The sequence below is a fragment of the Streptomyces sp. NBC_00726 genome (assembly GCF_045161735.1).
In the GTDB taxonomy this organism is placed as follows: domain Bacteria; phylum Actinomycetota; class Actinomycetes; order Streptomycetales; family Streptomycetaceae; genus Streptomyces.
Map to the genome: position 1 here is coordinate 5008942 of NZ_CP108983.1, position 22737 is coordinate 5031678.

The 22737-nt window shown below is 71.4% G+C and carries 25 protein-coding genes; 18 read left to right on the plus strand and 7 right to left on the minus strand.

From position 1 onward, the window contains the following. The first annotated feature begins 91 nt into the window (after positions 1-91). The 4 genes from leuC (at position 92) to OG338_RS22540 (ending at position 3249) form a co-directional block, all read left to right on the plus strand. Positions 92-1519 (plus strand): 3-isopropylmalate dehydratase large subunit, encoded by a 1428-nt coding sequence (gene leuC / locus OG338_RS22525; RefSeq protein WP_405939042.1) that lies wholly within the window; start codon positions 92-94, stop codon positions 1517-1519. A gap of 2 nt (positions 1520-1521) precedes the next feature. Further along, entirely contained in the window at positions 1522-2115 is a 594-nt protein-coding gene (leuD, locus tag OG338_RS22530) for a 3-isopropylmalate dehydratase small subunit (RefSeq protein ID WP_405939043.1), read from the plus strand. A gap of 104 nt (positions 2116-2219) precedes the next feature. After that, positions 2220-2447, plus strand: coding sequence for a hypothetical protein (locus tag OG338_RS22535; RefSeq protein WP_405939044.1), 228 nt, complete (start codon positions 2220-2222; stop codon positions 2445-2447). 142 nt (positions 2448-2589) lie between these two features. Continuing rightward, on the plus strand, positions 2590-3249 hold the full coding sequence (locus OG338_RS22540; RefSeq protein WP_405939045.1) for an HU family DNA-binding protein: 660 nt from the start codon (positions 2590-2592) through the stop codon (positions 3247-3249). A gap of 131 nt (positions 3250-3380) precedes the next feature. Here the strand turns inward: OG338_RS22540 and OG338_RS22545 are convergent, their stop codons facing one another. Then, entirely contained in the window at positions 3381-3584 is a 204-nt protein-coding gene (locus tag OG338_RS22545; protein ID WP_018102423.1) for a hypothetical protein, read from the minus strand. A 9-nt stretch (positions 3585-3593) separates the two neighbouring features. Then, positions 3594-4277: a 2-phospho-L-lactate guanylyltransferase gene (gene cofC / locus OG338_RS22550; RefSeq protein ID WP_405939046.1), complete on the minus strand. Its 684-nt coding sequence runs from the start codon at positions 4275-4277 to the stop codon at positions 3594-3596. A 162-nt stretch (positions 4278-4439) separates the two neighbouring features. Here cofC and OG338_RS22555 point away from each other — a divergent pair, with 162 nt between their 5' ends. The 3 genes from OG338_RS22555 (at position 4440) to OG338_RS22565 (ending at position 7423) form a co-directional block, all read left to right on the plus strand. Then, the gene (locus OG338_RS22555; protein ID WP_405939047.1) at positions 4440-5192 is read left to right on the plus strand and encodes a lysophospholipid acyltransferase family protein; all 753 of its coding nucleotides are present in this window, start codon (positions 4440-4442) and stop codon (positions 5190-5192) included. Next, positions 5189-6199 carry an NAD(P)H-dependent glycerol-3-phosphate dehydrogenase gene (locus OG338_RS22560; RefSeq protein ID WP_405939048.1) on the plus strand — a complete coding sequence of 337 codons (1011 nt, stop codon included), beginning with the start codon at positions 5189-5191 and terminating at the stop codon, positions 6197-6199. The genes OG338_RS22555 and OG338_RS22560 overlap by 4 nt, the downstream gene beginning before the upstream one ends. A 66-nt stretch (positions 6200-6265) precedes the next feature. Next, complete coding sequence (locus tag OG338_RS22565; protein ID WP_405939049.1) at positions 6266-7423, plus strand: D-alanine--D-alanine ligase family protein; 1158 nt, start codon at positions 6266-6268, stop codon at positions 7421-7423. Between the two features lie 225 nt (positions 7424-7648). On the opposite strand, the gene OG338_RS22570 is transcribed toward OG338_RS22565, so the two are convergent. Together OG338_RS22570 and OG338_RS22575 are read right to left on the minus strand one after the other, a co-directional pair. Then, positions 7649-8134: a DUF3515 domain-containing protein gene (locus OG338_RS22570; RefSeq protein WP_405939050.1), complete on the minus strand. Its 486-nt coding sequence runs from the start codon at positions 8132-8134 to the stop codon at positions 7649-7651. Positions 8135-8154: 20 nt separating this feature from the next. Next, complete coding sequence (locus OG338_RS22575; protein WP_361029000.1) at positions 8155-8388, minus strand: Lrp/AsnC ligand binding domain-containing protein; 234 nt, start codon at positions 8386-8388, stop codon at positions 8155-8157. A gap of 240 nt (positions 8389-8628) precedes the next feature. Between OG338_RS22575 and OG338_RS22580 the strand changes: the two genes are divergently transcribed. Further along, complete coding sequence (locus OG338_RS22580) at positions 8629-9597, plus strand: thiamine-phosphate kinase (RefSeq protein ID WP_405939051.1); 969 nt, start codon at positions 8629-8631, stop codon at positions 9595-9597. Positions 9598-9632: 35 nt separating this feature from the next. Further along, the gene (gene thiD / locus OG338_RS22585) at positions 9633-10442 is read left to right on the plus strand and encodes a bifunctional hydroxymethylpyrimidine kinase/phosphomethylpyrimidine kinase (RefSeq protein WP_405939052.1); all 810 of its coding nucleotides are present in this window, start codon (positions 9633-9635) and stop codon (positions 10440-10442) included. Between the two features lie 98 nt (positions 10443-10540). Here the strand turns inward: thiD and rpmB are convergent, their stop codons facing one another. After that, complete coding sequence (rpmB, locus tag OG338_RS22590) at positions 10541-10726, minus strand: 50S ribosomal protein L28 (protein ID WP_026171429.1); 186 nt, start codon at positions 10724-10726, stop codon at positions 10541-10543. A gap of 280 nt (positions 10727-11006) precedes the next feature. Here rpmB and OG338_RS22595 point away from each other — a divergent pair, with 280 nt between their 5' ends. From OG338_RS22595 to mutM, 9 genes are all read left to right on the plus strand, one after another. After that, entirely contained in the window at positions 11007-12644 is a 1638-nt protein-coding gene (locus tag OG338_RS22595) for a DAK2 domain-containing protein (protein ID WP_405939053.1), read from the plus strand. Between the two features lie 63 nt (positions 12645-12707). Continuing rightward, the gene (locus OG338_RS22600) at positions 12708-15938 is read left to right on the plus strand and encodes a helicase-related protein (RefSeq protein WP_405939054.1); all 3231 of its coding nucleotides are present in this window, start codon (positions 12708-12710) and stop codon (positions 15936-15938) included. A 112-nt stretch (positions 15939-16050) separates the two neighbouring features. Next, the gene (gene rsmD / locus OG338_RS22605) at positions 16051-16635 is read left to right on the plus strand and encodes a 16S rRNA (guanine(966)-N(2))-methyltransferase RsmD (protein ID WP_405939055.1); all 585 of its coding nucleotides are present in this window, start codon (positions 16051-16053) and stop codon (positions 16633-16635) included. A 26-nt stretch (positions 16636-16661) separates the two neighbouring features. Then, positions 16662-17141, plus strand: coding sequence for a pantetheine-phosphate adenylyltransferase (gene coaD / locus OG338_RS22610; RefSeq protein ID WP_405939056.1), 480 nt, complete (start codon positions 16662-16664; stop codon positions 17139-17141). A 110-nt stretch (positions 17142-17251) separates the two neighbouring features. Next, complete coding sequence (locus OG338_RS22615) at positions 17252-18289, plus strand: cell division initiation protein (RefSeq protein ID WP_405939057.1); 1038 nt, start codon at positions 17252-17254, stop codon at positions 18287-18289. Between the two features lie 203 nt (positions 18290-18492). After that, a complete protein-coding gene (locus OG338_RS22620) occupies positions 18493-19101 on the plus strand; it encodes a YceD family protein (protein WP_405939058.1) in 609 nt (202 codons plus the stop codon). Positions 19102-19103: 2 nt separating this feature from the next. Continuing rightward, positions 19104-19277 (plus strand): 50S ribosomal protein L32, encoded by a 174-nt coding sequence (rpmF, locus tag OG338_RS22625; RefSeq protein ID WP_003965982.1) that lies wholly within the window; start codon positions 19104-19106, stop codon positions 19275-19277. A 19-nt stretch (positions 19278-19296) separates the two neighbouring features. Further along, positions 19297-20118 carry a ribonuclease III gene (gene rnc, locus OG338_RS22630; protein WP_405939059.1) on the plus strand — a complete coding sequence of 274 codons (822 nt, stop codon included), beginning with the start codon at positions 19297-19299 and terminating at the stop codon, positions 20116-20118. Between the two features lie 80 nt (positions 20119-20198). Further along, positions 20199-21056, plus strand: a complete 858-nt coding sequence (gene mutM / locus OG338_RS22635; protein ID WP_405939060.1) for a bifunctional DNA-formamidopyrimidine glycosylase/DNA-(apurinic or apyrimidinic site) lyase — start codon at positions 20199-20201, stop codon at positions 21054-21056. Here mutM and OG338_RS22640 read toward each other — a convergent pair. Next, the gene (locus tag OG338_RS22640) at positions 21046-21462 is read right to left on the minus strand and encodes a winged helix-turn-helix transcriptional regulator (protein WP_405939061.1); all 417 of its coding nucleotides are present in this window, start codon (positions 21460-21462) and stop codon (positions 21046-21048) included. The genes mutM and OG338_RS22640 overlap by 11 nt on opposite strands. 98 nt (positions 21463-21560) lie before the next feature. Further along, the gene (locus OG338_RS22645; protein WP_405939062.1) at positions 21561-22601 is read right to left on the minus strand and encodes a CAP domain-containing protein; all 1041 of its coding nucleotides are present in this window, start codon (positions 22599-22601) and stop codon (positions 21561-21563) included. Positions 22602-22737: the final 136 nt, after the last annotated feature.

Genomic DNA, 22737 nt, shown 5'->3' on the forward strand with positions numbered 1-22737 from the left:
GGCCCGTAGCCACCGCCCCGCACGGGGGTCCGGACGGGGGCGCACCGAATCTCTAGTTGGGCCGGCGATGACGCCGGCCGGAGGGAAAGCGATGGGTAGGACACTCGCGGAGAAGGTTTGGGACGACCATGTCGTCCGGCGCGCCGAGGGCGAGCCCGACCTCCTCTTCATCGATCTGCACCTGCTGCACGAGGTGACCAGTCCCCAGGCGTTCGACGGCCTGCGGCAGGCCGGCCGCCCGGTGCGGCGGCTCGACCTCACCATCGCCACCGAGGACCACAACACCCCGACCCTCGACATCGACAAGCCGATCGCCGACCCGGTCTCCCGCGCCCAGCTGGAGACGCTGCGCAAGAACTGCGCGGAGTTCGGCGTCCGGCTGCACCCGCTGGGCGACGTCGAGCAGGGCGTCGTGCACGTGGTCGGCCCGCAGCTGGGCCTGACCCAGCCCGGCACCACCGTGGTCTGCGGTGACTCCCACACCTCCACGCACGGCGCGTTCGGCGCCCTCGCGTTCGGCATCGGCACCAGCCAGGTCGAGCACGTGCTGGCCACCCAGACGCTGCCGATGGCCCGCCCGAAGACCATGGCGATCACCGTCGACGGCGAACTGCCCGACGGCGTCACCGCCAAGGACCTGATCCTGGCGATCATCGCCCGGATCGGCACCGGCGGCGGCCAGGGCTACATCCTCGAATACCGCGGCTCCGCCATCGAGAAGCTCTCGATGGAGGCCCGGATGACCATCTGCAACATGTCGATCGAGGCCGGCGCGCGGGCGGGCATGATCGCCCCCGACGAGACCACCTTCGACTACCTGAAGGGCCGCGACCACGCCCCGCAGGGCGAGGACTGGGACGCCGCCGTCGCGTACTGGAAGACGCTGCGCACCGACGACGACGCGGTCTTCGACGCCGAGGTGGTCATCGCGGCCGCCGAGCTGGCGCCGTTCGTCACCTGGGGCACCAACCCCGGCCAGGGCGCGCCCCTGTCGGCCAACGTCCCCGACCCCGCTTCGTACGAGGACGCCTCGGAGCGCAACGCCGCCGAAAAGGCCCTGGAGTACATGGGGTTGACCGCGGGCCAGCCGCTGCGCGAGATCAGCGTCGACACCGTCTTCGTGGGCTCCTGCACCAACGGCCGCATCGAGGACCTGCGCAACGCCGCCGCGATCCTGGACGGCCGCAAAGTCGCCGACGGCGTACGGATGCTGGTCGTCCCGGGCTCCGTCCGGGTCGCCCTCCAGGCCGTCGACGAGGGCCTGGACAAGGTCTTCACCGCCGCCGGCGCCGAATGGCGGCACGCGGGCTGCTCGATGTGCCTCGGCATGAACCCCGACCAGCTGGCCCCCGGCGAGCGCTCCGCCTCCACCTCGAACCGCAACTTCGAGGGGCGGCAGGGCAAGGGCGGCCGCACGCACCTGGTCTCCCCGCAGGTGGCCGCCGCCACCGCGGTGCTGGGCCACCTGGCCTCGCCCGCCGACCTGTCCGACACCCGTACGCCCGCCGGAGTCCGATAACCATGGAAGCCTTCACCACGCACACCGGCCGGGCCGTTCCGCTGCGCCGCAGCAACGTCGACACCGACCAGATCATCCCCGCCCACTGGCTCAAGAAGGTCACCCGGGACGGCTTCGAGGACGGCCTCTTCGAGGCGTGGCGCAAGGACGAGACCTTCGTCCTCAACCGCCCCGAGCGCCAGGGCGCGTCGGTCCTGGTGGCCGGCCCCGACTTCGGCACCGGCTCGTCCCGCGAACACGCCGTCTGGGCGCTCCAGAACTACGGCTTCAAGGCCGTCATCTCCGCCCGGTTCGCCGACATCTTCCGCGGCAACTCGCTGAAGAACGGTCTGCTGACCGTGGTCCTGGACCAGCAGACCGTCGACGCCCTCTGGGAGCTGACGGAGGCGGACCCGACGGCCGAGGTGACGGTCGACCTGGAGGCCCGGCAGGTCCGCGCCGAGGGCATCACCGCCGACTTCGAGCTGGACGAGAACGCCCGCTGGCGGCTGCTGAACGGCCTGGACGACATCAGCCTCACCCTTCAGAACGAAGCCGACATCGCGGCTTACGAGGCGGCCCGGCCGGCCCACAAGCCCCGCACAATTTCGGCCTGATCAGCGCGTTTTCGGGACTGCGCCCCCTGCCTTCTGGTAGGGGGCGCAGTCGTTTGTTGGGACCCCGTCGGGCGACAACTCGCCCCAGATGGCACAATCGGTGCATGGAACGCGACAGCCAACTCAAGATTTACGGCCAAGTCGCCGACCAATTGAAGGAAGCGCACTCCCGGGTGCGCGCACTGCAAGTCCCGGACGGCGTAAGGATGGCGTTGAACCGGAAGCTGTTGGCCGTGACGGCCGCGGCGAAGCACGATCTCCCGGGCGCGGCAAGGCGTCTGGACCGGTTGATGAAGGACCTCGACGAGGGCCGATTCCCCGAAGGTGACTGACTCCGCAGAACTGCGCAGCGGTCGACTTCGTTGCGGCACTAGGGTGATTAGCCCGTTTCGTGTTTGATTTGCGGTATATATCTGCCTAACGTGCGAAAAAGCCGGACAGATTCGTTCCGGCAATGTCTCCGAAGGGGAAGACGTGAACAAGGCGCAGCTCGTAGAAGCGATTGCCGACAAGGTCGGCGGTCGGCAGCAGGCCGCGGACGCCGTCGACGCGGTGCTCGACGCGATCGTCCGTGCGGTTGTCGCGGGGGACCGGGTCTCGGTCACCGGCTTCGGCTCGTTCGAGAAGGTCGACCGCCCCGCCCGCTACGCCCGTAACCCTCAGACGGGTGAGCGCGTGCGGGTCAAGAAGACCTCGGTGCCCCGCTTCCGCGCGGGCCAGGGCTTCAAGGACCTGGTCAGCGGCTCCAAGAAGCTCCCCAAGAACGACGTGGCCGTGAAGAAGGCCCCCAAGGGCAGCCTCTCCGGCGGCTCTTCCACCCGTACGACGGCCAAGGCCGCCGCCAAGAAGGCCACCGCGAAGAAGGCCGTGGCGAAGAAGGCCACCGCCAAGAAGGCCACCCCGGCGAAGAAGACCACCGCCGCGGCCAAGAAGACCACCGCGAAGAAGACCTCGCCGGCGAAGAAGACCACCGCCGCGAAGAAGGCCACCCCGGCGGCGAAGTCGACGGCGGCCAAGAAGACCACCGCCGCCAAGACCGCGCCCGCCAAGAAGACCACGGCGAAGAAGGCACCCGCGAAGAAGACCACCGCGCGCAAGACCACGGCCAAGAAGGCCACCGCGCGCAAGAAGTGAGACCGGGCCGCACAGGCCCCCACACGCGCCGGGCCGGGCTCCCTCCGGGGAGCCCGGCCCGCGGGCTGTCCGGGGCACGCGCCCCCGCAGAAGCCTCAAAAGGCCCAGCAGGCCCAGCAGGCCCAGCAGACTCAGAACGTCTGAAGCGTCACCAGGCTGATCCGCAGCCCGGCCCCCTCGCCCTCGCCCTCGATCCGCACCCGCTGCCCCGGCCGCAGCAGCCGCAGGCCGCCCGCGTCGAAGGCCGCCGCGTCGAAGTCCACCGGGGTGCCGTCGTCGAGCAGCACACTGCCGCTCCGCGTCTCGGGGTCGTACGTGTACGAGGTCGCCTGCATGGGTGCAGACTATCGGTCCCGTACGAACGCCCCGGCGGCCCAGCGGCCCGCCGTGAACGGGCCGACGCCCAGCTCCAGTGCCACCCGCAGATCCTCGCCGGTGTCCACGTCCCGGCGCACCGAATCGATCCCCGGCAGCGTGATTTCCACCGCGCCCGACGCCAGATGGTGCACCCGGGACGGGCCGCCGAATGCGGGCTGCAATTCCACTCCCGGCGCAGCCGACAGAAATGTCGTCCCGATTCCCGCCGCATCGGGAACAAATGCGCGGGGAAAAGCGGCGGCGAATTCGAGAACCCGGGACAATTCCGCCGGCCGCAGCGCGGGCAGATCCGCGTTGAGCGCGGCCAGCGGCGCCCCCGGCCTGCCCGCCCTGGCCGCCCGCTCACCGTGCGCGAGGGCCGCGTTGAGCCCCGCCCCCGGCGCATCGGGCACCACCAGGGCGCCGAGCGCGGCCAGCGCCGCCCCCGCCGCCGTGTCGTCCGTGACGACCACCACATCCGCCACATCCGGGCAGGACAGCGCGGCGGCCACCGTGTCCCGGGCGAAGGCGAGGGCGAGCCGGGGCCGCAACAGCGCGCCGGAGGCGGGCGCCAGCCTGCTCTTGGCCCGCGCCAGGGGCTTCAACGGGACGACCAGGGACCAGCGCCCGCCCGGGTCGGTGTTCGTGGCGGTCCCTCCCTCGATACGCATCGCCGCCTATTCTCGCCTGCCGGTGCGCCGACCCGGAGGGTCGCTCCCCGGGGCGAGGCGTACGGTGTTCTCGACAGAGCAGGGGCCTGGGGCGAGACTTGACCCTCGGTAGTCAGACAGCAGACAGTTCCACGGTCTTGTTCACAGAGGAAAGGTGTCCGAGTGTCCCGCCGCAGAATCGGCTTCTGGTACCGCCTGGCGGCGGTCATCGCGAAACCGCCGCTGGTGGTTCTGTTCAAGCGCGACTGGCGGGGAACGGAACACATTCCGGCCGACGGCGGATTCATCACAGCGGTCAACCACAACTCGTACCTGGACCCGCTCTCGTACGGGCACTTCCAGTACAACACCGGCCGCGTACCGCGCTTTCTGGCCAAGGCGGGGCTCTTCAAGGGTGCCTTCATCGGCACGATGCTGCGCGGCACCGGCCAGATCCCCGTCTACCGCGAGACGACCAACGCGATGGACGCCTTCCGGGCCGCCGTCGGCGCCATCGAGCGCGGCGAGTGCGTCTGCTTCTACCCCGAGGGCACCCTCACCCGCGACCCCGACATGTGGCCGATGGCCGGCAAGACCGGCGCCGCCCGCGTCGCGTTGATGACCCGGGCCCCCGTCATCCCGGTCGCGCAGTGGGGCGCCAACGAGGCGATGCCGCCGTACGCCACGGAGAAGAAGATGCGTCTCCTGCCCCGCAAGACCCTTCGGGTCAAGGCCGGGCCGCCCGTCGATCTCTCCCGGTTCTACGACCGGGAGCCGACGCCCGAGGTGCTGCGCGAGGCCACCGAGGTGATCATGCGGGCGATCACCGCGCAGCTGGAGGAGATCCGCGGGCAGCAGGCCCCCGCCGAGCCCTACGATCACCGCAAGGCCCGCGCCGAACAGCGGCGCAAGGCCCAAGGAGAGGGACGCACGTGACGCACCGCCCGAAGGCCGCCGTCTTCGGAACCGGCTCCTGGGGTACCGCCTTCGCCGTCGTCCTCGCGGACGCGGGCTGCGAAGTGACGCTCTGGGGCCGCCGGGCCGAGGTCGCGGAGGCCGTCAACACCACCCGTACCAACCCCGAGTACCTGCCGGGCATCGAGCTGCCCGACTCGGTCCGGGCCACCACCGACGCGGCCGAGGCGCTGCGCGGCGCCGACTACGCGGTGCTCGTCGTGCCCTCCCAGACGCTGCGCGCCAACCTCGCCGACTGGGCCCCGCACCTGGAACCGCAGACGGTGCTCGTCTCCCTCATGAAGGGCGTCGAACTCGGCACCGCGAAGCGGATGAGCGAGGTCATCAAGGACGTCACCGGGGTCTCCGACGACCGCATCGCCGTCATCACGGGACCCAACCTCGCCAGGCCCATCGCCGAACGCCTCCCCGCCGCGGCCGTCGTCGCCTGCCGGGACGAATCGGTGGCCAAACGCCTCCAGGCCGCCTGCCACACCCCGTACTTCCGCCCGTACACCAACACCGACGTGGTCGGCTGCGAGCTCGGGGGAGCGGTCAAGAACGTCATCGGCCTCGCCGTCGGCATCGCCGACGGCATGGGGCTCGGCGACAACGCCAAGGGCTCGCTCATCACCCGGGGCATCGCCGAGACCACCCGGCTCGGCCTCGCCATGGGCGCCGACCCGCTGACCTTCTCCGGACTCGCCGGTCTCGGCGACCTGGTGGCGACCTGCTCCTCGCCGCTCTCGCGCAACCACACCTTCGGCATGAACCTCGGCCGCGGGATGACGCTTGAGGAGACCATCGCCGTCACCAAGCAGACCGCCGAGGGCGTGAAGTCGTGCGAATCGGTGCTCGACCTGGCCCGTCGGCACGGTGTCGACATGCCCATCGCCGAGACGGTCGTCAGCATCGTCCACCAGGGCAAGCCGCCGCTCGTCGCGCTCAAGGAGCTCATGTCGCGCAGTGCCAAGCCCGAGCGGCACTGACAGCCCGCCCCGGGCGGCCCGTGCCGCGCTGACGCCACCGGTACCAGCAGGTACGCTCATCGCGATATGAGCAGCGAGAACCTCCCCCAGAGCCCGGAGCAGCAGCTCCGCAAGCCGCGCGTGGCCGTCGTGTTCGGCGGCCGCAGCTCCGAACACGGCATTTCGGTGGTCACGGCCGGCGCCGTCCTGAACGCCATCGACCGGACCAAGTACGACGTCCTGCCGATCGGCATCACGACGGACGGCCGCTGGGCGCTCACCGCCGACGAACCCGAACGCATGGCCATCGCCGACCGGACCATGCCGGACGTGGCGCAGCTGGCCGAGTCCGAGGAGGGCGGGGTCGTGCTCTCCGTCGACCCCGGCAGCCGCGAAGTGGTCTACACCGAGCCCGGTGCGGTGCCCAAGGCGCTCGGCGAGGTCGACGTCGTCTTCCCCGTCCTGCACGGCCCGTACGGCGAGGACGGCACCCTCCAGGGACTCCTGGAGCTGTCCGGTGTGCCGTACGTCGGCGCCGGGGTCCTCGCCTCGGCCGTCGGCCAGGACAAGGAGTACATGAAGCGGGTCTTCACCTCCTTCGGGCTCCCCGTCGGCCCGTATCTCGTGGTCCGCCCCCGTGAGTGGGAGAGCGACCCGGCCGCCGCCCGCGAGCGCATCACCGGCTTCGCCGCCGAGCACGGCTGGCCGCTCTTCATCAAGCCGGCCCGGGCCGGCTCGTCCATCGGCATCACCAAGGTCGAGGACGCCTCCGGTCTCGACGCGGCCATCGCGGAGGCCCGCCGCCACGACCCGAAGTTCCTGGTCGAGTCGCTGCTCAGGGGCCGCGAGATCGAGTGCGGCGTCCTGGAGTTCGAGGACGGGCCGCGCGCCAGCGTGCCGGCCGAGATCCCGCCGGTCACCGCGCACGACTTCTACGACTTCGAGGCCAAGTACATCGACTCCGCCTCCGGGATCGTGCCCGCGCCGCTCACCGGGGAACAGACCGCAGAGGTCCAGCGGCTCGCCGTCGAAGCCTTCGACGCCTGCTCCTGCGAGGGCCTGGTGCGCGCCGACTTCTTCCTCACCGAGGACGGCGGCTTCGTCATCAACGAGATCAACACCCTGCCGGGCTTCACCCCGATCTCCATGTACCCGCGCATGTGGCAGGAGAGCGGCGTCAGCTACCAGCAGCTGGTGGACCGGCTCATCCAGGCCGCGCTGACCCGCCCGACCGGCCTGCGCTGACCCGGCGGAACACGGCGAAGGGGTGTGCGCCCGCGAGGTGCGCACACCCTAGGGCGTGTCCGGAAAGTCCCGTCTGGCCCGCGACGCCTGGCACGCACTCTCGCCGCACCGGCCGAAATCCCAAGTACATCCAGTACGAGGGATTGCGGCCGGCACGCCGAGAGCACGCACCATGCGCCGCGGGCCACGCCCTCCGGGCGTACGACGGGACTTTCCGGACACGCCCTAGAACCGGTTCGGGATCGTCTTCTTCACCGCCGGGGCGAACGCCGCGAGCGGCGTCGTGTCATGTGCGTACGCCTCCGAGAGCGACACCTCGACATACGTCTTGCGCAGGGTCGTGGTGAGCCGGGGGCCGTCGCCGTCCCGCTGCTCCAGCATCCAGTTGACCCCGCTCGCGGTGATGCCCTTCGACTGGTCGTCGTCCATCTTCGTGGGGCGTTCCACACCGCAGCGCAGTACGATCGCCCCGTCCCCCCACCCGGCGGTCAGCACCGAGGCGGGTTCGGGGTCGTTCCGCTCCAGACCGCCGACGGTGTCCGGCAGTTCCCCGTCCAGCGCGCGGCAGTAGGCTGCGGCTTCCGGGGACGGGGAGGGCGCCGTGACCGACGCCGTCGCCCCGCCCCCGGAACAGCCCGCCACCAGCAGCATCAGGGCGGCGGACGGACCGAGGAACACGGGGTGCGGGAGCCGGCGGCTGGAGGACGTCACCGGCCCAGCGTAGACGGGGGCTAGAGGTGAACGACCGGGCAGGTCAGGGTTCGGGTGATGCCGTCCACTTGCTGGACCCGCGCCACCACCATGCGCCCGAGTTCGTCCACCGTGTCGGCCTGGGCACGCACGATCACGTCGTAGGGACCGGTGACGTCTTCTGCCTGGATGACTCCCGGGAGCTTGGAGATGGTCTCGGCGACGGTCGACGCCTTGCCCACCTCGGTCTGAATGAGGATGTACGCCTGTACCACGGAACCTCCAGGGCGGCCACGAGGATCATGTGGGGGAAAGGGACGCCACGTTATCGCGTCGCCGCGCGGAGCGGGGAGACCCGCGGGCCGGATGACGTCCTCAGCGTGGCGTACACAACGCGCAAGTTGACGTAACTCTTGACAGTACCGACAGCAGAGACCGCACGCGACCGCGAGTGGGGCGGCGCGCACGGGGGACAGGCCGGAGCGTCCGGCCCGACAGATGAGAGGTGACACTCGGTGAAGGCAACCGTGGGCGAGTTGGGGGAGTTCGGGCTCATCAAGGAGCTCACGTCCCGGCTCACCACCACTCCGGCGGTCCGGCTCGGCCCGGGCGACGACGCCGCGGTCGTGACCGCCCCCGACCGCAGGGTCGTGGCCAGCACGGACATCCTGCTGGAGGGACGGCACTTCCGGCGCGACTGGTCGACGGCGTACGACGTGGGCCGCAAGGCCGCCGCGCAGAACCTCGCCGACATCGCCGCCATGGGCGCCGTGCCCACCGCGCTCCTGCTCGGCCTCGTCGTCCCCGCCGAACTCCCGGTCACCTGGGCCGCCGAGCTGATGGACGGACTGCGCGACGAGTGCCAGGTCGCGGGGGCGGCCGTGGTCGGCGGGGACGTCGTGCGCGGCGACCTCATCACCGTCTCGATCACCGCGCTCGGCGACCTGCGCAACCACGAACCCGTCACCCGGGCCGGCGCCCAGCCCGGGGACGTCGTCGCCGTCACCGGCTGGCTCGGCTGGTCCGCCGCCGGATACGCCGTGCTCTCCCGGGGCTTCCGCTCCCCGCGCGCCTTCGTGGAGGCCCACCGCCGCCCCGAACCGCCGTACCACGCGGGCCCCGCCGCCGCCGGGCTCGGCGCCACCGCCATGACCGACGTCAGCGACGGGCTCGTCGCCGACCTCGGGCACATCGCCGAGGCCAGCAAGGTCCGCATCGACCTGCGGTCCGGGCTCATCGACGTGCCGTCCCAGATGTCGGACATCGGGCAGGCCGTCGGCGTCGACCCCATGCAGTGGGTGCTGACCGGTGGCGAGGACCACGCCATCGTCGCCACCTTCCCGCCCGACGTGAAGCTCCCGGCCCGCTGGAAGGTGATCGGCGAGGTCCTCAACCCCTCGGCGCTGCCCCAGGTGACCGTCGACGGAGCGCCCTGGACCAGCAAGAACGGCTGGGACCACTTCGCCGACATCGAGGACGCCTAGCCTCTGCCCGGACACGCCCTAGTAGATTGCGGCGTATGCCGATAACCACCCCCGTACCGCCCCGCGTGCTCACCGTCGCCGGATCCGATTCCGGCGGCGGTGCGGGCATCCAGGCCGACCTCAAGACGATGCTCGCCCTGGGCACGCACGGGATGAGCGTGCTCACCGCCGTCACCGCGCAGAACTCCCGCGGCGTCCAGGGCGCCTGGGAGCTGCCCCCCGAGGCGGTCCGCGCCCAGTACCGCAGCGTCGTGGACGACATCGGCGTCGACGCAGTCAAGACCGGGATGCTGGCCTCCGCCCCGCTCGTGGAGACCGTCGCGGAACTCCTCGCGGACACCGCGGCGCCCGTCGTCGTGGACCCCGTCGGCGTCTCCAAGCACGGCGACCCGCTCCTCGCCGCCGACGCCCTGGAATCCGTCCGTACGAAGCTGCTCCCCGTCGCGACCGTGGCGACGCCCAACCTGGACGAGGTGGCGCAGCTCACGGGCATCGCCGTCACCGACGAGGCCGGGATGCGCCGGGCCGCCGGCGCGCTGCTCGCCTTCGGACCCCGCTGGGTCGTGATCAAGGGCGGCCACCTGCCCGGCGAGCCCGTCGACCTGCTCACCGACGGCAGCGAGGAGCACTGGCTGCGCGCCCCCCGCCACGACAACCGGCACACCCACGGCACCGGCTGCACCCTGGCCTCCGCCATCGCGAGCCACCTGGCGCGGGGCGCCGGGGTGCCGGAGGCGGTCCGGGCCGCGAAGGCTTATGTCACCGGGGCGATCGCGGCGGGCTTCCCGCTGGGCACGGGCATCGGCCCGGTCCGCCACGGCTGGCGGCTGCGCGACGCGGGCTGACCGGGAGGCACGGCCCCGTACGGGCACAGCAAAAAGCCGGTCCACCGAGGTGGACCGGCTTTTCGGGCAACCGGTAGGGCTGCGCTACGACGGGAACGTCAGCGCGCGACCTTGCCGGCCTTGATGCACGAGGTGCAGACGTTGAGCCGCTTCGGCGTCCGACCGACCACGGCACGCACGCGCTGGATGTTGGGGTTCCAGCGACGGGACGTACGGCGGTGCGAGTGCGAAATGTTGTTGCCGAAGCTCGGCCCCTTGCCGCAAACGTCGCAGTTGGCAGCCACGGGTCACTCCAAAGACTTCAGATGCACTTACAGTGAATTCCGGTACGCCGGATTCAAGAACTGAAGTGGCGGTACCGGGGGAATGTCCCGACTCTCGTCGGGCAACCGAAGCAGCATACAACGCCTGCTCCGGAGATACGAAACTACCATGTCTTCCACCCCCGCCCTGCCCGCCCCCGGACCGCCCGCACCCTCCGACCGGGGCTAACCTGCGGTGCAGCCAGCCGCCCCGCCCCCGTCACGAGTCCCCGTTCCGAGTCCCGTCCGAGGAGGACCCGAGGTGCCGCAGACCGCCGACGAACCGGATGCCGTCGCGGTACGGAGCTGGTGCTCCCTGGCCCTCGAAGCGCTCGGCCGGGAGCGGGCGGCGATCGACGCGATCAACGTCTATCCCGTCGCCGACGGGGACACCGGCACCAATCTCTACCTGACCGTGGAATCCGCGGCCGCCGCCGTCGAAGCGGTCTTCGCCGCCCACGAGACCGGCACCTCGGTACCCTCCGCCGCCGACGCGGTACGCGCCATGGCCCACGGCGCCCTCATCGGCGCCCGCGGCAACTCCGGCACGATCCTCGCCCAGCTCCTGCGCGGCATGGCCGGCGTCCTCGCGGAGGGCACCGGCGGCGACCGGATGCGCCTCGCCCTCCACCGGGCCGCCGCCTGGGCCCGCGAAGCCGTCGCCCACCCCGTCGAGGGCACCGTCCTCACCGTCGCGGACCGGGCCGCGGCCGCCGCCGGACAGGCCGCCCCCGGCGCGGACACGGCCGAGGTGGCCCGGGCCGCCTACGAGGGCGCCCGCGCCGCGCTGGACGCGACCCCCGGACAGCTCCCCGCCCTCGCCAGGGCCGGGGTGGTCGACGCCGGCGGGCGCGGCCTGGTCACCCTGCTCGGCGCCCTGGTCGAAGCCGTCTCGGGACGCGGTCCGGAGCGGCCGTACGAGGCCCCCGTCCCGTTCGTCCCGGCCGGCGGCGACGACCCGGAGTGCCCGGCCGGCGACGACGGGGAGGCGGGCGGCCCCGCCTTCGAGGTGATCTACCTGCTGGAAGCGGACGACGAAGCCGTCGAGCGGCTGCGCGCCCGGCTGGACGCCCTCGGCGACTCCCTGGTGGTGGTCGGCGGCGACGGGCTGTGGAACGTCCACGTCCATGTGGACGACGCCGGCGCCGCGGTCGAGGCGGGCGTCGAGGCCGGCCGCCCGTACCGCATCCGCATCACCCACTTCGCCGCCGACCGCGCCCGGGCCCGCCCCGAGCCCGCCCGGCGCGCGGTCGTCGTGGTCGTCCCGGGCGACGGACTCGCCGCCCTCTGCCGGGAGGCCGGCGCGACCACCGTGCTCGCCCGGCCCGGCGAACCCCCCGCCAGCGGCGAACTGGCCGACGCCGTCCGCCGCGCCCACGCCCGCGAGGTGGTCCTCCTCCCGAACGACGCGGACCTGCGCCACACCGCGGCCGCCGCCGCCGAACAGGCCAGGGCCCAGGGCGTCCGGGTCGCCGTCATCCCGACCCGGGCCGCCGTCCAGGGCATCGCGGCCCTCGCCGTCCACGAGCCGGACCGCAGCTTCGACGAGGACGTCGTCGCGATGACCTCGGCCGCGGGCGCCACCCGCTACGCCGAACTCGCCGTCGCCGAACGGCAGTCCTGGACCACGGCGGGCATCTGCCAGGCCGGGGACGTCCTCGGCCTCATCGACGGCGATGTGGCGGTCATCGGCCAGGACGTCCCCGGCACCGCCCGCAAGGTGCTGGACCGGATGCTCGCGGCCGGCGGCGAACTGGTCACCCTGGTCCTGGGCGAGAACACCCCGCCCACGCTGGCCGAAGCCCTGGAACAGCACGTCCGCGACGGCCACCTCGCGGTGGACACCACCACCTACCGGGGCGGCCACCAGGGCGCGCCGCTGCTCATCGGCGTCGAGTAGCACCCGGCGCGACGACGGGCCAGGGCGGCGGCCGACGGACAACTGTCACCGCCGTGGTGTGCAATGGACCGCGTGTCTGCGTTCGAAGAACCCCTCAAGAAGCTGCTCGGCGGGCCCACCGCGAAGGTGATGGCCGAACACCTCGACCTGCACACCGTCGGTGATCTCCTCCATCACTACCCGCGCCGGTACGAGGAGCGCGGCCGGCTCACGGCGCTGACCGACCTCCCGCTGGACGAGCACGTCACGGTCGTCGCCCAGGTCGCCGACGCCCGCGTGCTCACCTTCAACGGCGGCCGCGGCAAGCGCCTCGAAGTGACCCTCACCGACGGCCACGGCCGCCTTCAGCTCGTCTTCTTCGGCCACGGCGTCCACAAACCGCACAAGGACCTGCTGCCCGGCCGGCGCGCGATGTTCGCCGGCAAGGTGTCCGCCTTCAACCGCAGGATGCAGCTCGCCCACCCCACGTACCAGCTGCTCGACACCGCCTCGACGGACGACGCCGGGGCGACCGAGGCGGTGGACGCCTTCGCGGGCAAGCTGCTGCCGATCTACCCCGCCTGCAAGCAGCTCGACTCCTGGCGGATCGCCAAGGCGGTCGACGCGGTGCTGCCCAGCGCCCGGGAGGCCGTCGACCCGCTCCCCGAAGCCCTGCGCGAGGGGCGCGGTTTCACCTCGCTGCCCGAGGCCCTGCTCAAGATCCACCGCCCGGCCACCAAGGCCGACGTGGCGGCGGCCCGGGACCGGCTCAAGTGGGACGAGGCGTTCGTCCTCCAGGTCGCCCTGGCCCGCCGCAGGTACGCCGACACCCAGCTCCCCGCCGTCGCCCGCAGGCCCGTCCCCGACGGCCTCCTGGACGCCTTCGACGCGAAGCTGCCGTTCACCCTCACCGACGGCCAGCGGAAGGTCACCGGGGAGATCTTCGACGACCTCGCCACCGAGCACCCGATGCACCGCCTCCTCCAGGGCGAAGTCGGCTCAGGGAAGGCGCAGCCCCTCGACTCACTGGTCCTGACGCCTGCCGGCTTCAGGAGGATGGGGGACATCTCGGTGGGAGACCGGGTCGTGCTCCCCAGCGGTGAGGTCAGCTTCGTCGGCGGTGTCTTCCCTCAGGGCGAGCGGGACGTATGGCGTCTCGTACTGTCCGACGGCACCTCCGTGGAATGCGATGACGAACATCTGTGGATCGTCGGAACCAGCTGCGCCTGGGTTCGGGGACAGGCCCCCAAGGTCATGACGACCCGCGAGATTCGCACGGATACGTTCGAGGCCAACGGTTCTTCGAAGTGGTACCTCCCGGTGGCCACCCCGGTGGATCTGTTCGATGGCACGGCACCGCCTTTCGACCCCTACCTCTTCGGTCTCCTGTTGGGAGACGGGTCCTTCCGGCACGACCTGCGCTTTTCGACGGCCGACGAGGAGCTTTTGGCTGCCGTGCGCTCGACTCTGGCTCCGGACTGCGCGGTCACACCGGTTTCCGGCTCGCGCTGCGACTACACCATCGGGCCGGCAGGCCCCAGGGGCGGCACCCGACGGAACCCGGTGATCAGCGTGTTGCGTGAGCTCGGTCTCTGGGGACTCACTTCCCACGACAAGTTCCTGCCCCTCGCCTTCAAGAACACATCGGTCAAAAACCGTCTGGCGGTCCTGCAAGGGCTCATGGATACGGACGGGACAGTGGATGCCCAAGGTCTGAGAGTGTCGTTCTGTTCTGCCTCCCGGCTGCTGGCCGACGATGTGGCATGGCTGGTCCGCTCGCTGGGAGGACGGGCTCGAGTCCTGCCGAGCAAGGCAGCGTTCGATGTCTCCGTCGCATTGCCCGACGAGTACGTCCCGTTCCGGCTCGACCGGAAGGCGCGTCGCATGCGCCCGAGGCCGAAGTACAACACCTTCCGACGCGGGATCCGTGCGGTCGAGTACGTCGGACGCAAGCCCGTGCAGTGCATCAGCGTCACCGACGCGAGTCATGCGTACGTCACTGATCACTTCACCGTGACTCACAACACCATGGTTGCGTTGCGTGCCATGCTCGCCGTCGTCGACTCCGAGGGCCAGGCCGCCATGCTCGCGCCCACCGAGGTGCTGGCCCAGCAGCACCACCGGTCGATCACCGAGATGATGGGGGAGCTGGCCGAGGGCGGCATGCTGGGGGGCTCCGACCAGGGCACCAAGGTCGTCCTGCTCACCGGGTCCATGGGCACCGCCGCCCGCCGGCAGGCCCTGCTCGACCTGGTCACCGGCGAGGCCGGCATCGTCATCGGGACACACGCCCTGATCGAGGACAAGGTCAAGTTCCACGACCTCGGCCTGGTCGTCGTGGACGAACAGCACCGCTTCGGGGTCGAGCAGCGCGACGCCCTCCGCTCCAAGGGGAAGCAACCGCCCCACCTCCTCGTCATGACCGCGACGCCCATTCCCCGTACCGTCGCCATGACCGTCTTCGGTGACCTGGAGACCTCCGTACTCGACCAGCTCCCGGCCGGCCGCTCGCCCATCGCCAGCCATGTCGTCCCCGCCAAGGACAAGCCGCACTTCCTCAGCCGCGCCTGGGAACGCGTCCGCGAGGAGGCCGAGAACGGCCACCAGGCGTACGTCGTCTGCCCCCGCATCGGCGACGACGAGGACGACCCCGCAAAGAAGAAGGGGAAGAAGGCGGCAGCGGAGGAGGAAAGCGACAAGCGCCCCCCGCTCGCCGTCCTGGAGATCGCCGGACAGCTCGCCAAGGGCCCCCTGCACGGACTGCGCGTCGAAGTGCTGCACGGCAGGATGCAGCCCGACGACAAGGACGACGTGATGCGCCGCTTCGCCGCCGGCGAGGTCGACGTCCTGGTCGCCACCACCGTCATCGAGGTCGGCGTCAACGTCCCCAACGCCACCGCGATGGTCATCATGGACGCCGACCGCTTCGGCGTCTCCCAGCTGCACCAGCTGCGCGGCCGGGTCGGCCGCGGCTCCGCCCCCGGACTCTGCCTGCTGGTCACCGAGGCCCACGAGGCGAGCCCCGCCCGCGCCCGGCTCTCCGCCGTCGCCGCCACCCTGGACGGCTTCGAGCTCTCCCGTATCGACCTCGAACAGCGCCGCGAGGGCGATGTGCTCGGCCAGGCCCAGTCCGGGGTGCGCTCCTCGCTGCGCGTCCTCAGCGTCATCGACGACGAGGAGGTCATCGCCGCCGCCCGCCAGGAGGCCGTCGCCGTCGTCGCCGCCGACCCCGAGCTGGAACGGCTGCCCGAGCTGCGCACCGCCCTGGACGCCCTGCTCGACAAGGAGCGCGAGGAGTACCTGGACAAGGGGTGAGCCGGCCCGCGCCGGGAAGCCCGGGGCGCCCCGCCCCGCCCGACGCCATATCGTGGGAGGTACGGCGCCCACGGCACCCCGCGCGCCGCCCCGACCCGAGGACCAGTCACCCATGACCCGCGTGATCGCAGGCGTGGCCGGCGGACGCCGCCTGGCCGTCCCGCCCGGCACCGGCACCCGGCCCACATCCGACCGCGCGCGCGAGGGCCTGTTCTCCACCTGGCAGGCGCTCCTGGGCACCCTCGACGGCATCCGGGTCGCCGACCTCTACGCCGGCTCCGGCGCCGTCGGCCTCGAAGCGCTCTCCCGGGGCGCCGCCCACGCCCTGCTCGTGGAGGCCGACGCCAAGGCCCTGCGCGCCGTCCGGGACAACGCCCGCACCCTCGGCCTGCCCGGCGCCGAGGTCCGCGGCGGCAAAGCCGAACAGATCGTGACGGGTCCGGCACCCGCGGAGCCGTACGACGTGGTCTTCCTGGACCCGCCGTACGCCGTCACCGACGACGATCTTGGGGAGATCCTGCTCACACTCCGTACCCAGGGGTGGCTCACGGGCGACGCACTCGTCACCGTGGAACGCAGCACCAGAGGCGGAGAATTCAGCTGGCCCAAGGGTTTCGAGCCATTGCGGGCCCGTCGCTACGGCGAGGGAACGCTTTGGTACGGTCGCGCCGCCGCCACGTGCGAAGACGCACGATGACCGGACCGGAGAGCGAGGGAATCAAGTTGCGCCGCGCCGTATGCCCGGGGTCGTTCGACCCCATCACCAACGGACATCTCGACATCATCGGCCGAGCCTCGAAGCTGTACGACGTCGTGCACGTCGCGGTGATGATCAACCAGTCCAAGAAGGGCCTGTTCGCGGTCGAGGAGCGGATCGAGCTGATCCGCGAGGTCACCGCCGAGTTCGGCAACGTCGAGGTCGAGTCCTTCCACGGCCTGCTCGTGGACTTCTGCAAGCAGCGCGACATCCCGGCGATCGTGAAGGGCCTGCGGGCCGTCAGCGACTTCGACTACGAACTCCAGATGGCCCAGATGAACAATGGGCTCTCCGGCGTCGAGACGCTCTTCGTGCCGACCAACCCCACCTACAGCTTCCTGTCGTCCTCCCTGGTCAAGGAGGTCGCGGCCTGGGGCGGCGACGTCTCCCACCTGCTGCCGCCGGTCGTCCAGCAGGCGCTGACCGAACGCCTCGCGCGGAGCTGAGCCACTGACGGTACGTCAGCGTCACGCACCGCGGGTGTCGGGCGGGCACCGACTGGCCGTACAGTCGTCCCGTCCGTCTCCAACCGGCAGTAGAGAGTGGCGAGCACACGGTGGACGTGCAGAAGAAGCTGGACGAGATCGTCGCGACGGTCGGGAGCGCCCGGTCCATGCCCATGTCGGCGTCCTGCGTGGTCAACCGCGCCGACCTGCTCGCGATGCTCGAAGAGGTGCGCGAGGCCCTGCCCGGCTCGCTCGCCCAGGCCGCCGAGGTCATCGGCGGCCATGAGCAGCTGGTCGAGCAGGCCCGCCAGGAGGCCGGCCGCATCATCGAGAACGCCCACGCCGAGCGCACCTCCCTGATCTCCGACACCGAGATCGCCCGGCGCTCCCAGGCCGAGGCGGACCGCATCCTCGCCGAGGCCCGCAAGGAGGCCGACGAGGTCCGCGCCGAGGCCGACGAGTACGTCGACAGCAAGCTCGCCAACTTCGAGGTCGTCCTCACCAAGACCATCGGCTCCGTCGACCGCGGCCGCGAGAAGCTCCTCGGCCGCGGCCAGGGCTTCGACGACCAGGGCTACGAGGACCCGGACTTCGCCGACGCCCCCGAGCGCAGCGCCGACCCGGACACGCTCCGCGAGCGCGCCGACGCGTACGTGGACACCAAGCTCGGCGCCTTCGAGGCGGTGCTCGCCAAGACCCTGGAGGCCGTCGGCCGGGGCCGGCAGAAGCTGCACGGCCGGGTCGCCACCGACGAGCTCGGCGCGCACATCGCCGCCCAGGACGCGGCCGGTGACCAGGGCCACACCAGCGACGAGGACCACTGGGCCGGCCTCGCCGAGGTCGCGGCCCCGCAGCCGCTGCCGATCCCGCACCAGACCGAGCCGCAGTACGCGCAGCCGGAACCGCAGTACGCCCAGGGCTACGGCTACCAGGACCAGCAGCAGGACGCGTACCAGCAGGACGTCTACGGCTACCAGCAGCAGCCCGACCCGTACGCGGCCTACCAGCAGCAGGGCTACGACGCCTGGCAGCAGCAGCCTCAGCAGCCGCTTCCGCAGCAGGGCGATGCCGCCCTGGACGAGACCAGCCTCTTCGACACCAGCATGATCGACCTGGACCAGCTGCGCCGTTACGAACAGGAACGCTGACCCCCCCCCACGGGGGTCGTCCGGGCCCGGATTGGGAGCTGGGCGGTGTGTCCAGTATCCTGGCTCTTCGGTCGCGCGTATGTCCGCGATCCCGGCTGCCCGCTTCGACTCCGGACGGGCCGGCCCCTCCCACCACGCGTGACGCGTTCGATCCGAAAGCAGGAGAAGCCCTGAACGGCCACCTCGACCACCGAAACCCCCTCGTGTTCGACACGCACGAGCTGGGCCGGCGTCCGGGTGCCATGAAGCGGCTGACCCGCACGGCGGACGCCCCCGCCGACCTCGGGATCGGCGACGTCATCGGAGTGCCGCAGGGCGCGCCGGTGGAGCTGGACCTCCGTCTCGAATCCGTCATGGAGGGCGTGCTCGTGACCGGGACCGCCCGTGCGACGGTCGAGGGGGAGTGCGTAAGGTGTCTGGAGCCGCTGAGCCGTGAGGTCGAGGCGGACTTCCAGGAGATGTTCTCGTACCCTGACGCCGACGACCGGAACCACGGCAAGCCCGCGGATCCGGCCGACGACGCCGAGGACGACGAGGACAGGCTTTTCCTTGAGGACAGCCTGTTCGATCTCGAACCAGTGCTGCGTGATGCGGTGGTGCTCGCACTGCCGATGCAGCCGGTGTGCAAGGAATCCTGTGCCGGTCTGTGCTCCGAGTGCGGAGTGCGGCTGGACGAGAATCCGGGCCACCACCACGATGCCGTCGACGCTCGTTGGGCGGCACTGCAAGGACTCGCCGAGACCATTCAGGACGGCGAGAAGGACAACATGGGCGGCGCCGCACCCGGCGTCGACAAGAAGCAGGAGAAGTAGCCGTGGCTGTTCCGAAGCGGAAGATGTCGCGCAGCAACACGCGCCACCGCCGGTCGCAGTGGAAGGCTGCGGTCCCCACCCTGGTTTCGTGCGAGCGCTGCCAGGAGCCGAAGCTCCAGCACATCGCGTGCCCCAGCTGCGGCACGTACAACAAGCGCCAGGTCCTCGAGGTCTGAGCGGCTGGTGAGAGGCCCGATGTCTGAGTTGTCCCACGCCAAGAAGCAGGCAGACAACGTCAACACAGCCTCGTCCCACACGCTTCTGGAAGGGCGGCTCGGGTACCAACTCGAGTCCGCCCTTCTGGTGCGTGCGCTGACCCACCGTTCGTACGCGTACGAGAACGGCGGTCTGCCCACCAACGAGCGGCTGGAGTTCCTCGGGGACTCCGTGCTCGGCCTGGTGGTCACGGACACGCTGTACCGCACCCACCCCGATCTGCCCGAAGGCCAGCTGGCCAAGCTTCGGGCCGCGGTGGTCAACTCGCGTGCGCTTGCGGAGGTGGGCCGCGGCCTCGAACTCGGCTCCTTCATCCGGCTCGGCCGGGGTGAAGAGGGCACGGGAGGCCGGGACAAGGCGTCCATCCTCGCCGACACCCTGGAAGCGGTGATCGGCGCGGTCTATCTCGATCAGGGCCTGGACGCGGCGTCCGAGCTGGTTCACCGGCTCTTCGACCCGCTGATCGACAGGTCCTCGAACCTCGGCGCCGGCCTGGACTGGAAGACCAGCCTCCAGGAGCTCACCGCGAGCGAGAGCCTCGGAGTCCCCGAGTACCTCGTCACGGAGACCGGCCCGGACCACGAGAAGACCTTCACTGCTGCCGCCCGCGTCGGTGGTGTCTCGTACGGCACCGGCACCGGCCGTAGCAAGAAGGAAGCGGAGCAGCAGGCGGCCGAGTCCGCCTGGCGGGAGATCACCGCCGCCGCCGAGGCACGGGAGGCGGCGAAGACCGCCGCTGACGGAGGGGCCGCCGACACCCCTGCCGACCCCGCGCCGTCCTCGGACGTCGCTCCGGCCTGACCTGCGAGAACCCCCCGGCGCCACCGTGCGCCGGGGGGTTCTTCCTTTCTCTTCACGCCCTTCGCCCCAGGAGCCCGCCCGTGCCCGAACTGCCCGAGGTCGAAGTCGTCCGCCGAGGTCTGGAGCGCTGGGTCGCCGGGCGGACGGCCGGTGAGGTCGAGGTCCTGCACCCGCGCGCGGTCCGCCGCCACCTCGCGGGCGGCGTGGACTTCGCGGCCCGGCTCACGGGAACGCGGTTCGGGACCGCGATGCGCCGGGGCAAGTATCTGTGGGTGCCGCTGGACGACGCCGGCTCGCTCCTCGGCCACCTGGGCATGAGCGGTCAGCTGCTCGTCCAGCCCGAGGGGGCGCCGGACGAGAAGCATCTGCGGATCAGGATCAGATTCGCCGACGCGGTCGGCACCGAGCTGCGCTTCGTGGACCAGCGCACCTTCGGCGGGCTCTCGCTCCACGAGAACACCCCGGACGGGCTGCCCGACGTCATCGCGCACATCGCCCGCGACCCCCTGGACCCGGCCTTCGACGACGCCGCCTTCCACACGGCGCTGCGGCTGCGGCGTACGACGGTCAAGCGCGCCCTGCTCGACCAGTCGCTGATCAGCGGGGTCGGCAACATCTACGCGGACGAGGCGCTGTGGCGCGCCCGGCTGCACTACGACCGGCCGACCGCGACGCTCACCCGCCCCAAGTCCGCCGAACTCCTCGGCCACGTCCGCGATGTGATGAACGCCGCCCTTGCCCAGGGCGGCACCAGCTTCGACAGCCTCTATGTCAACGTGAACGGTGAGTCCGGCTACTTCGACCGCTCGCTGGACGCCTACGGCCGCGAGGGCGAGCCCTGCCACCGCTGCGGTACGGCGATGGCGCGGCGCCCCTGGATGAACCGGTCCAGCTACTACTGCCCCCGCTGCCAGCGCCCGCCGCGCGTCAGGCCCTAGCCTCGTCGCGCGCCTCGTCGTAGCGGGCCCGGGCCGCCAGGACCTCGGGCATCCGGCCCTCCACGAAGTGGATCAGGCCGAGCAGCCGCTGAGCGACCTCGCGGCCCAGCGGGGTCAGCTCGTAGTCCACTCGGGGCGGATTGGTCAGCTGGGCCTCGCGGTGCACCAGGCCGTCCCGCTCCAGCGCGTGCAGCGTCTGGGACAGCATCTTCTCGCTGACCCCGTCGACCTTGCGGCGCAGCGCGTTGAACCGGAGGCTGCCCTCGTACAGCGCGCCGAGCGTGAGGCTGCCCCAACGGCCGGTGGCGTGCTCAAGCAGCCCACGCGAGGGGCACTCCTTGGAGAACACGTCGAAGGGCGGGATCACGTCCTGCCACTCCTCGGGCGATGCGGTGCTCTGGTCCATGAAACCAGCGTACGCCCGCACAGCGCTTTCCCTGAGTCAGCGTGATTCGGGGGAGGCGAGTGGGGCGTACGAGGTGGTGGTTACGGCGGTGGTGCGGGTCAGAAGCCGAAGTCCTGGGTCCACCAGGGGCCGCCGGCCCCGTAGTGGACGCCGACGCCGAGCGTCTTGTAATCGCAGTTGAGAATGTTTGCGCGGTGGCCGTCGCTGTTCATCCAGGCGTCCATCACGGCCTGTGCGTCGGCCTGTCCGCGGGCGATGTTCTCGCCGCCGAGGCCCGAGACACCGGCCGCGTCCGCCCGGTCCCAGGGGGTCTTGCCGTCGGGATCGGTGTGGTCGAAGAAGCCGCGTGCCGCCATGTCGTCGCTGAAGCTCTGGGCGAGCGAGGCGAGCGAGGCGCTGGCGGTGACCGGGCTGCATCCGACCTTGCCGCGCTCCTCGTTGACGAGGGCCAGGATCGCGGCCTGGGTCGAGGCGGCGGTGGTCGTCGGCGTGCTGCTCTTCGACGGGGCCGGCGCGGAGGACTTCGCGGCGGCCTTGGTCTCCGGGGCCTTCGAGGCCGAGGAGGAAGAGGAGGAGGGCTTGGCCGGCTCCTTCTTCCGCACCGACGCCTTCTTGCTCGCCGTGGTCTTCGACGGCGAGGCGGTCCTGGCGGGCGACGCGGTCTTCGACGGCGACGCGGACTTGGACGGCGAGGCCGTCTTCGAGGGCCCGGCGGAGGCGGAAGCGGAAGACGAGTGCGAGGCGCTGGGCGAGGCCGAGCCGGAGGGCGTCGACGTCGCGGAATGCGACTTCCTGGGCGCGGCGGGGCGGTCGGTTCCGCGGCTCGCCGGGGTGGAAGCGGAGGACCGGTCGGAGGGCGATGCGGTGACGCCCCCCTGGGTGAGCAGGTCCGGGGCGGCCTGCGAGCGGATCTGGTCGGCGGCCGGACCGCCGCCCACGGTGTAGCCGTCCCCGCCGGGCAGCAGACCCGACGCCACCGCGACGGCGCCGACGGCCACGGCCGCCGAGACACCTATGAGTCCGGTGCGCACGGGGATCGCGGACCGCTTCCTGCGGCCCGTCCCGCGCTGCCGGGCCGGGGCCCCGTCCGTCTGTTCCTCAGCGGCGGGGGCCGCGGCGCTGCGTCGATGGCGTCCCATCTGCTGTGCCCTTCTGACGACCTGAACGCCGTTTTCGACGCCCGTGCTCACCCGAACGAGTGAAGCTTTTGCGAGGGGACTGTACGCCATGGCGATCCGCCGAGAGGTGCTTCGAAAGGAAGGGGGCCGATAACGT

Bases quoted from the DNA above. Each gene is read 5' to 3' on its own strand.
- leuC (WP_405939042.1), top strand. From the start codon at position 92: ATGGGTAGGACACTCGCGGAGAAGGTTTGGGACGACCATGTCGTCCGG.
- leuD (WP_405939043.1), top strand. From the start codon at position 1,522: ATGGAAGCCTTCACCACGCACACCGGCCGGGCCGTTCCGCTGCGCCGC.
- OG338_RS22535 (WP_405939044.1), top strand. From the start codon at position 2,220: ATGGAACGCGACAGCCAACTCAAGATTTACGGCCAAGTCGCCGACCAA.
- OG338_RS22545 (WP_018102423.1), bottom strand. From the start codon at position 3,584: ATGCAGGCGACCTCGTACACGTACGACCCCGAGACGCGGAGCGGCAGT.
- cofC (WP_405939046.1), bottom strand. From the start codon at position 4,277: ATGCGTATCGAGGGAGGGACCGCCACGAACACCGACCCGGGCGGGCGC.
- OG338_RS22565 (WP_405939049.1), top strand. From the start codon at position 6,266: ATGAGCAGCGAGAACCTCCCCCAGAGCCCGGAGCAGCAGCTCCGCAAG.
- thiD (WP_405939052.1), top strand. From the start codon at position 9,633: ATGCCGATAACCACCCCCGTACCGCCCCGCGTGCTCACCGTCGCCGGA.
- OG338_RS22600 (WP_405939054.1), top strand. From the start codon at position 12,708: ATGGACCGCGTGTCTGCGTTCGAAGAACCCCTCAAGAAGCTGCTCGGC.
- rsmD (WP_405939055.1), top strand. From the start codon at position 16,051: ATGACCCGCGTGATCGCAGGCGTGGCCGGCGGACGCCGCCTGGCCGTC.
- rnc (WP_405939059.1), top strand. From the start codon at position 19,297: ATGTCTGAGTTGTCCCACGCCAAGAAGCAGGCAGACAACGTCAACACA.
- OG338_RS22640 (WP_405939061.1), bottom strand. From the start codon at position 21,462: ATGGACCAGAGCACCGCATCGCCCGAGGAGTGGCAGGACGTGATCCCG.
- OG338_RS22645 (WP_405939062.1), bottom strand. From the start codon at position 22,601: ATGGGACGCCATCGACGCAGCGCCGCGGCCCCCGCCGCTGAGGAACAG.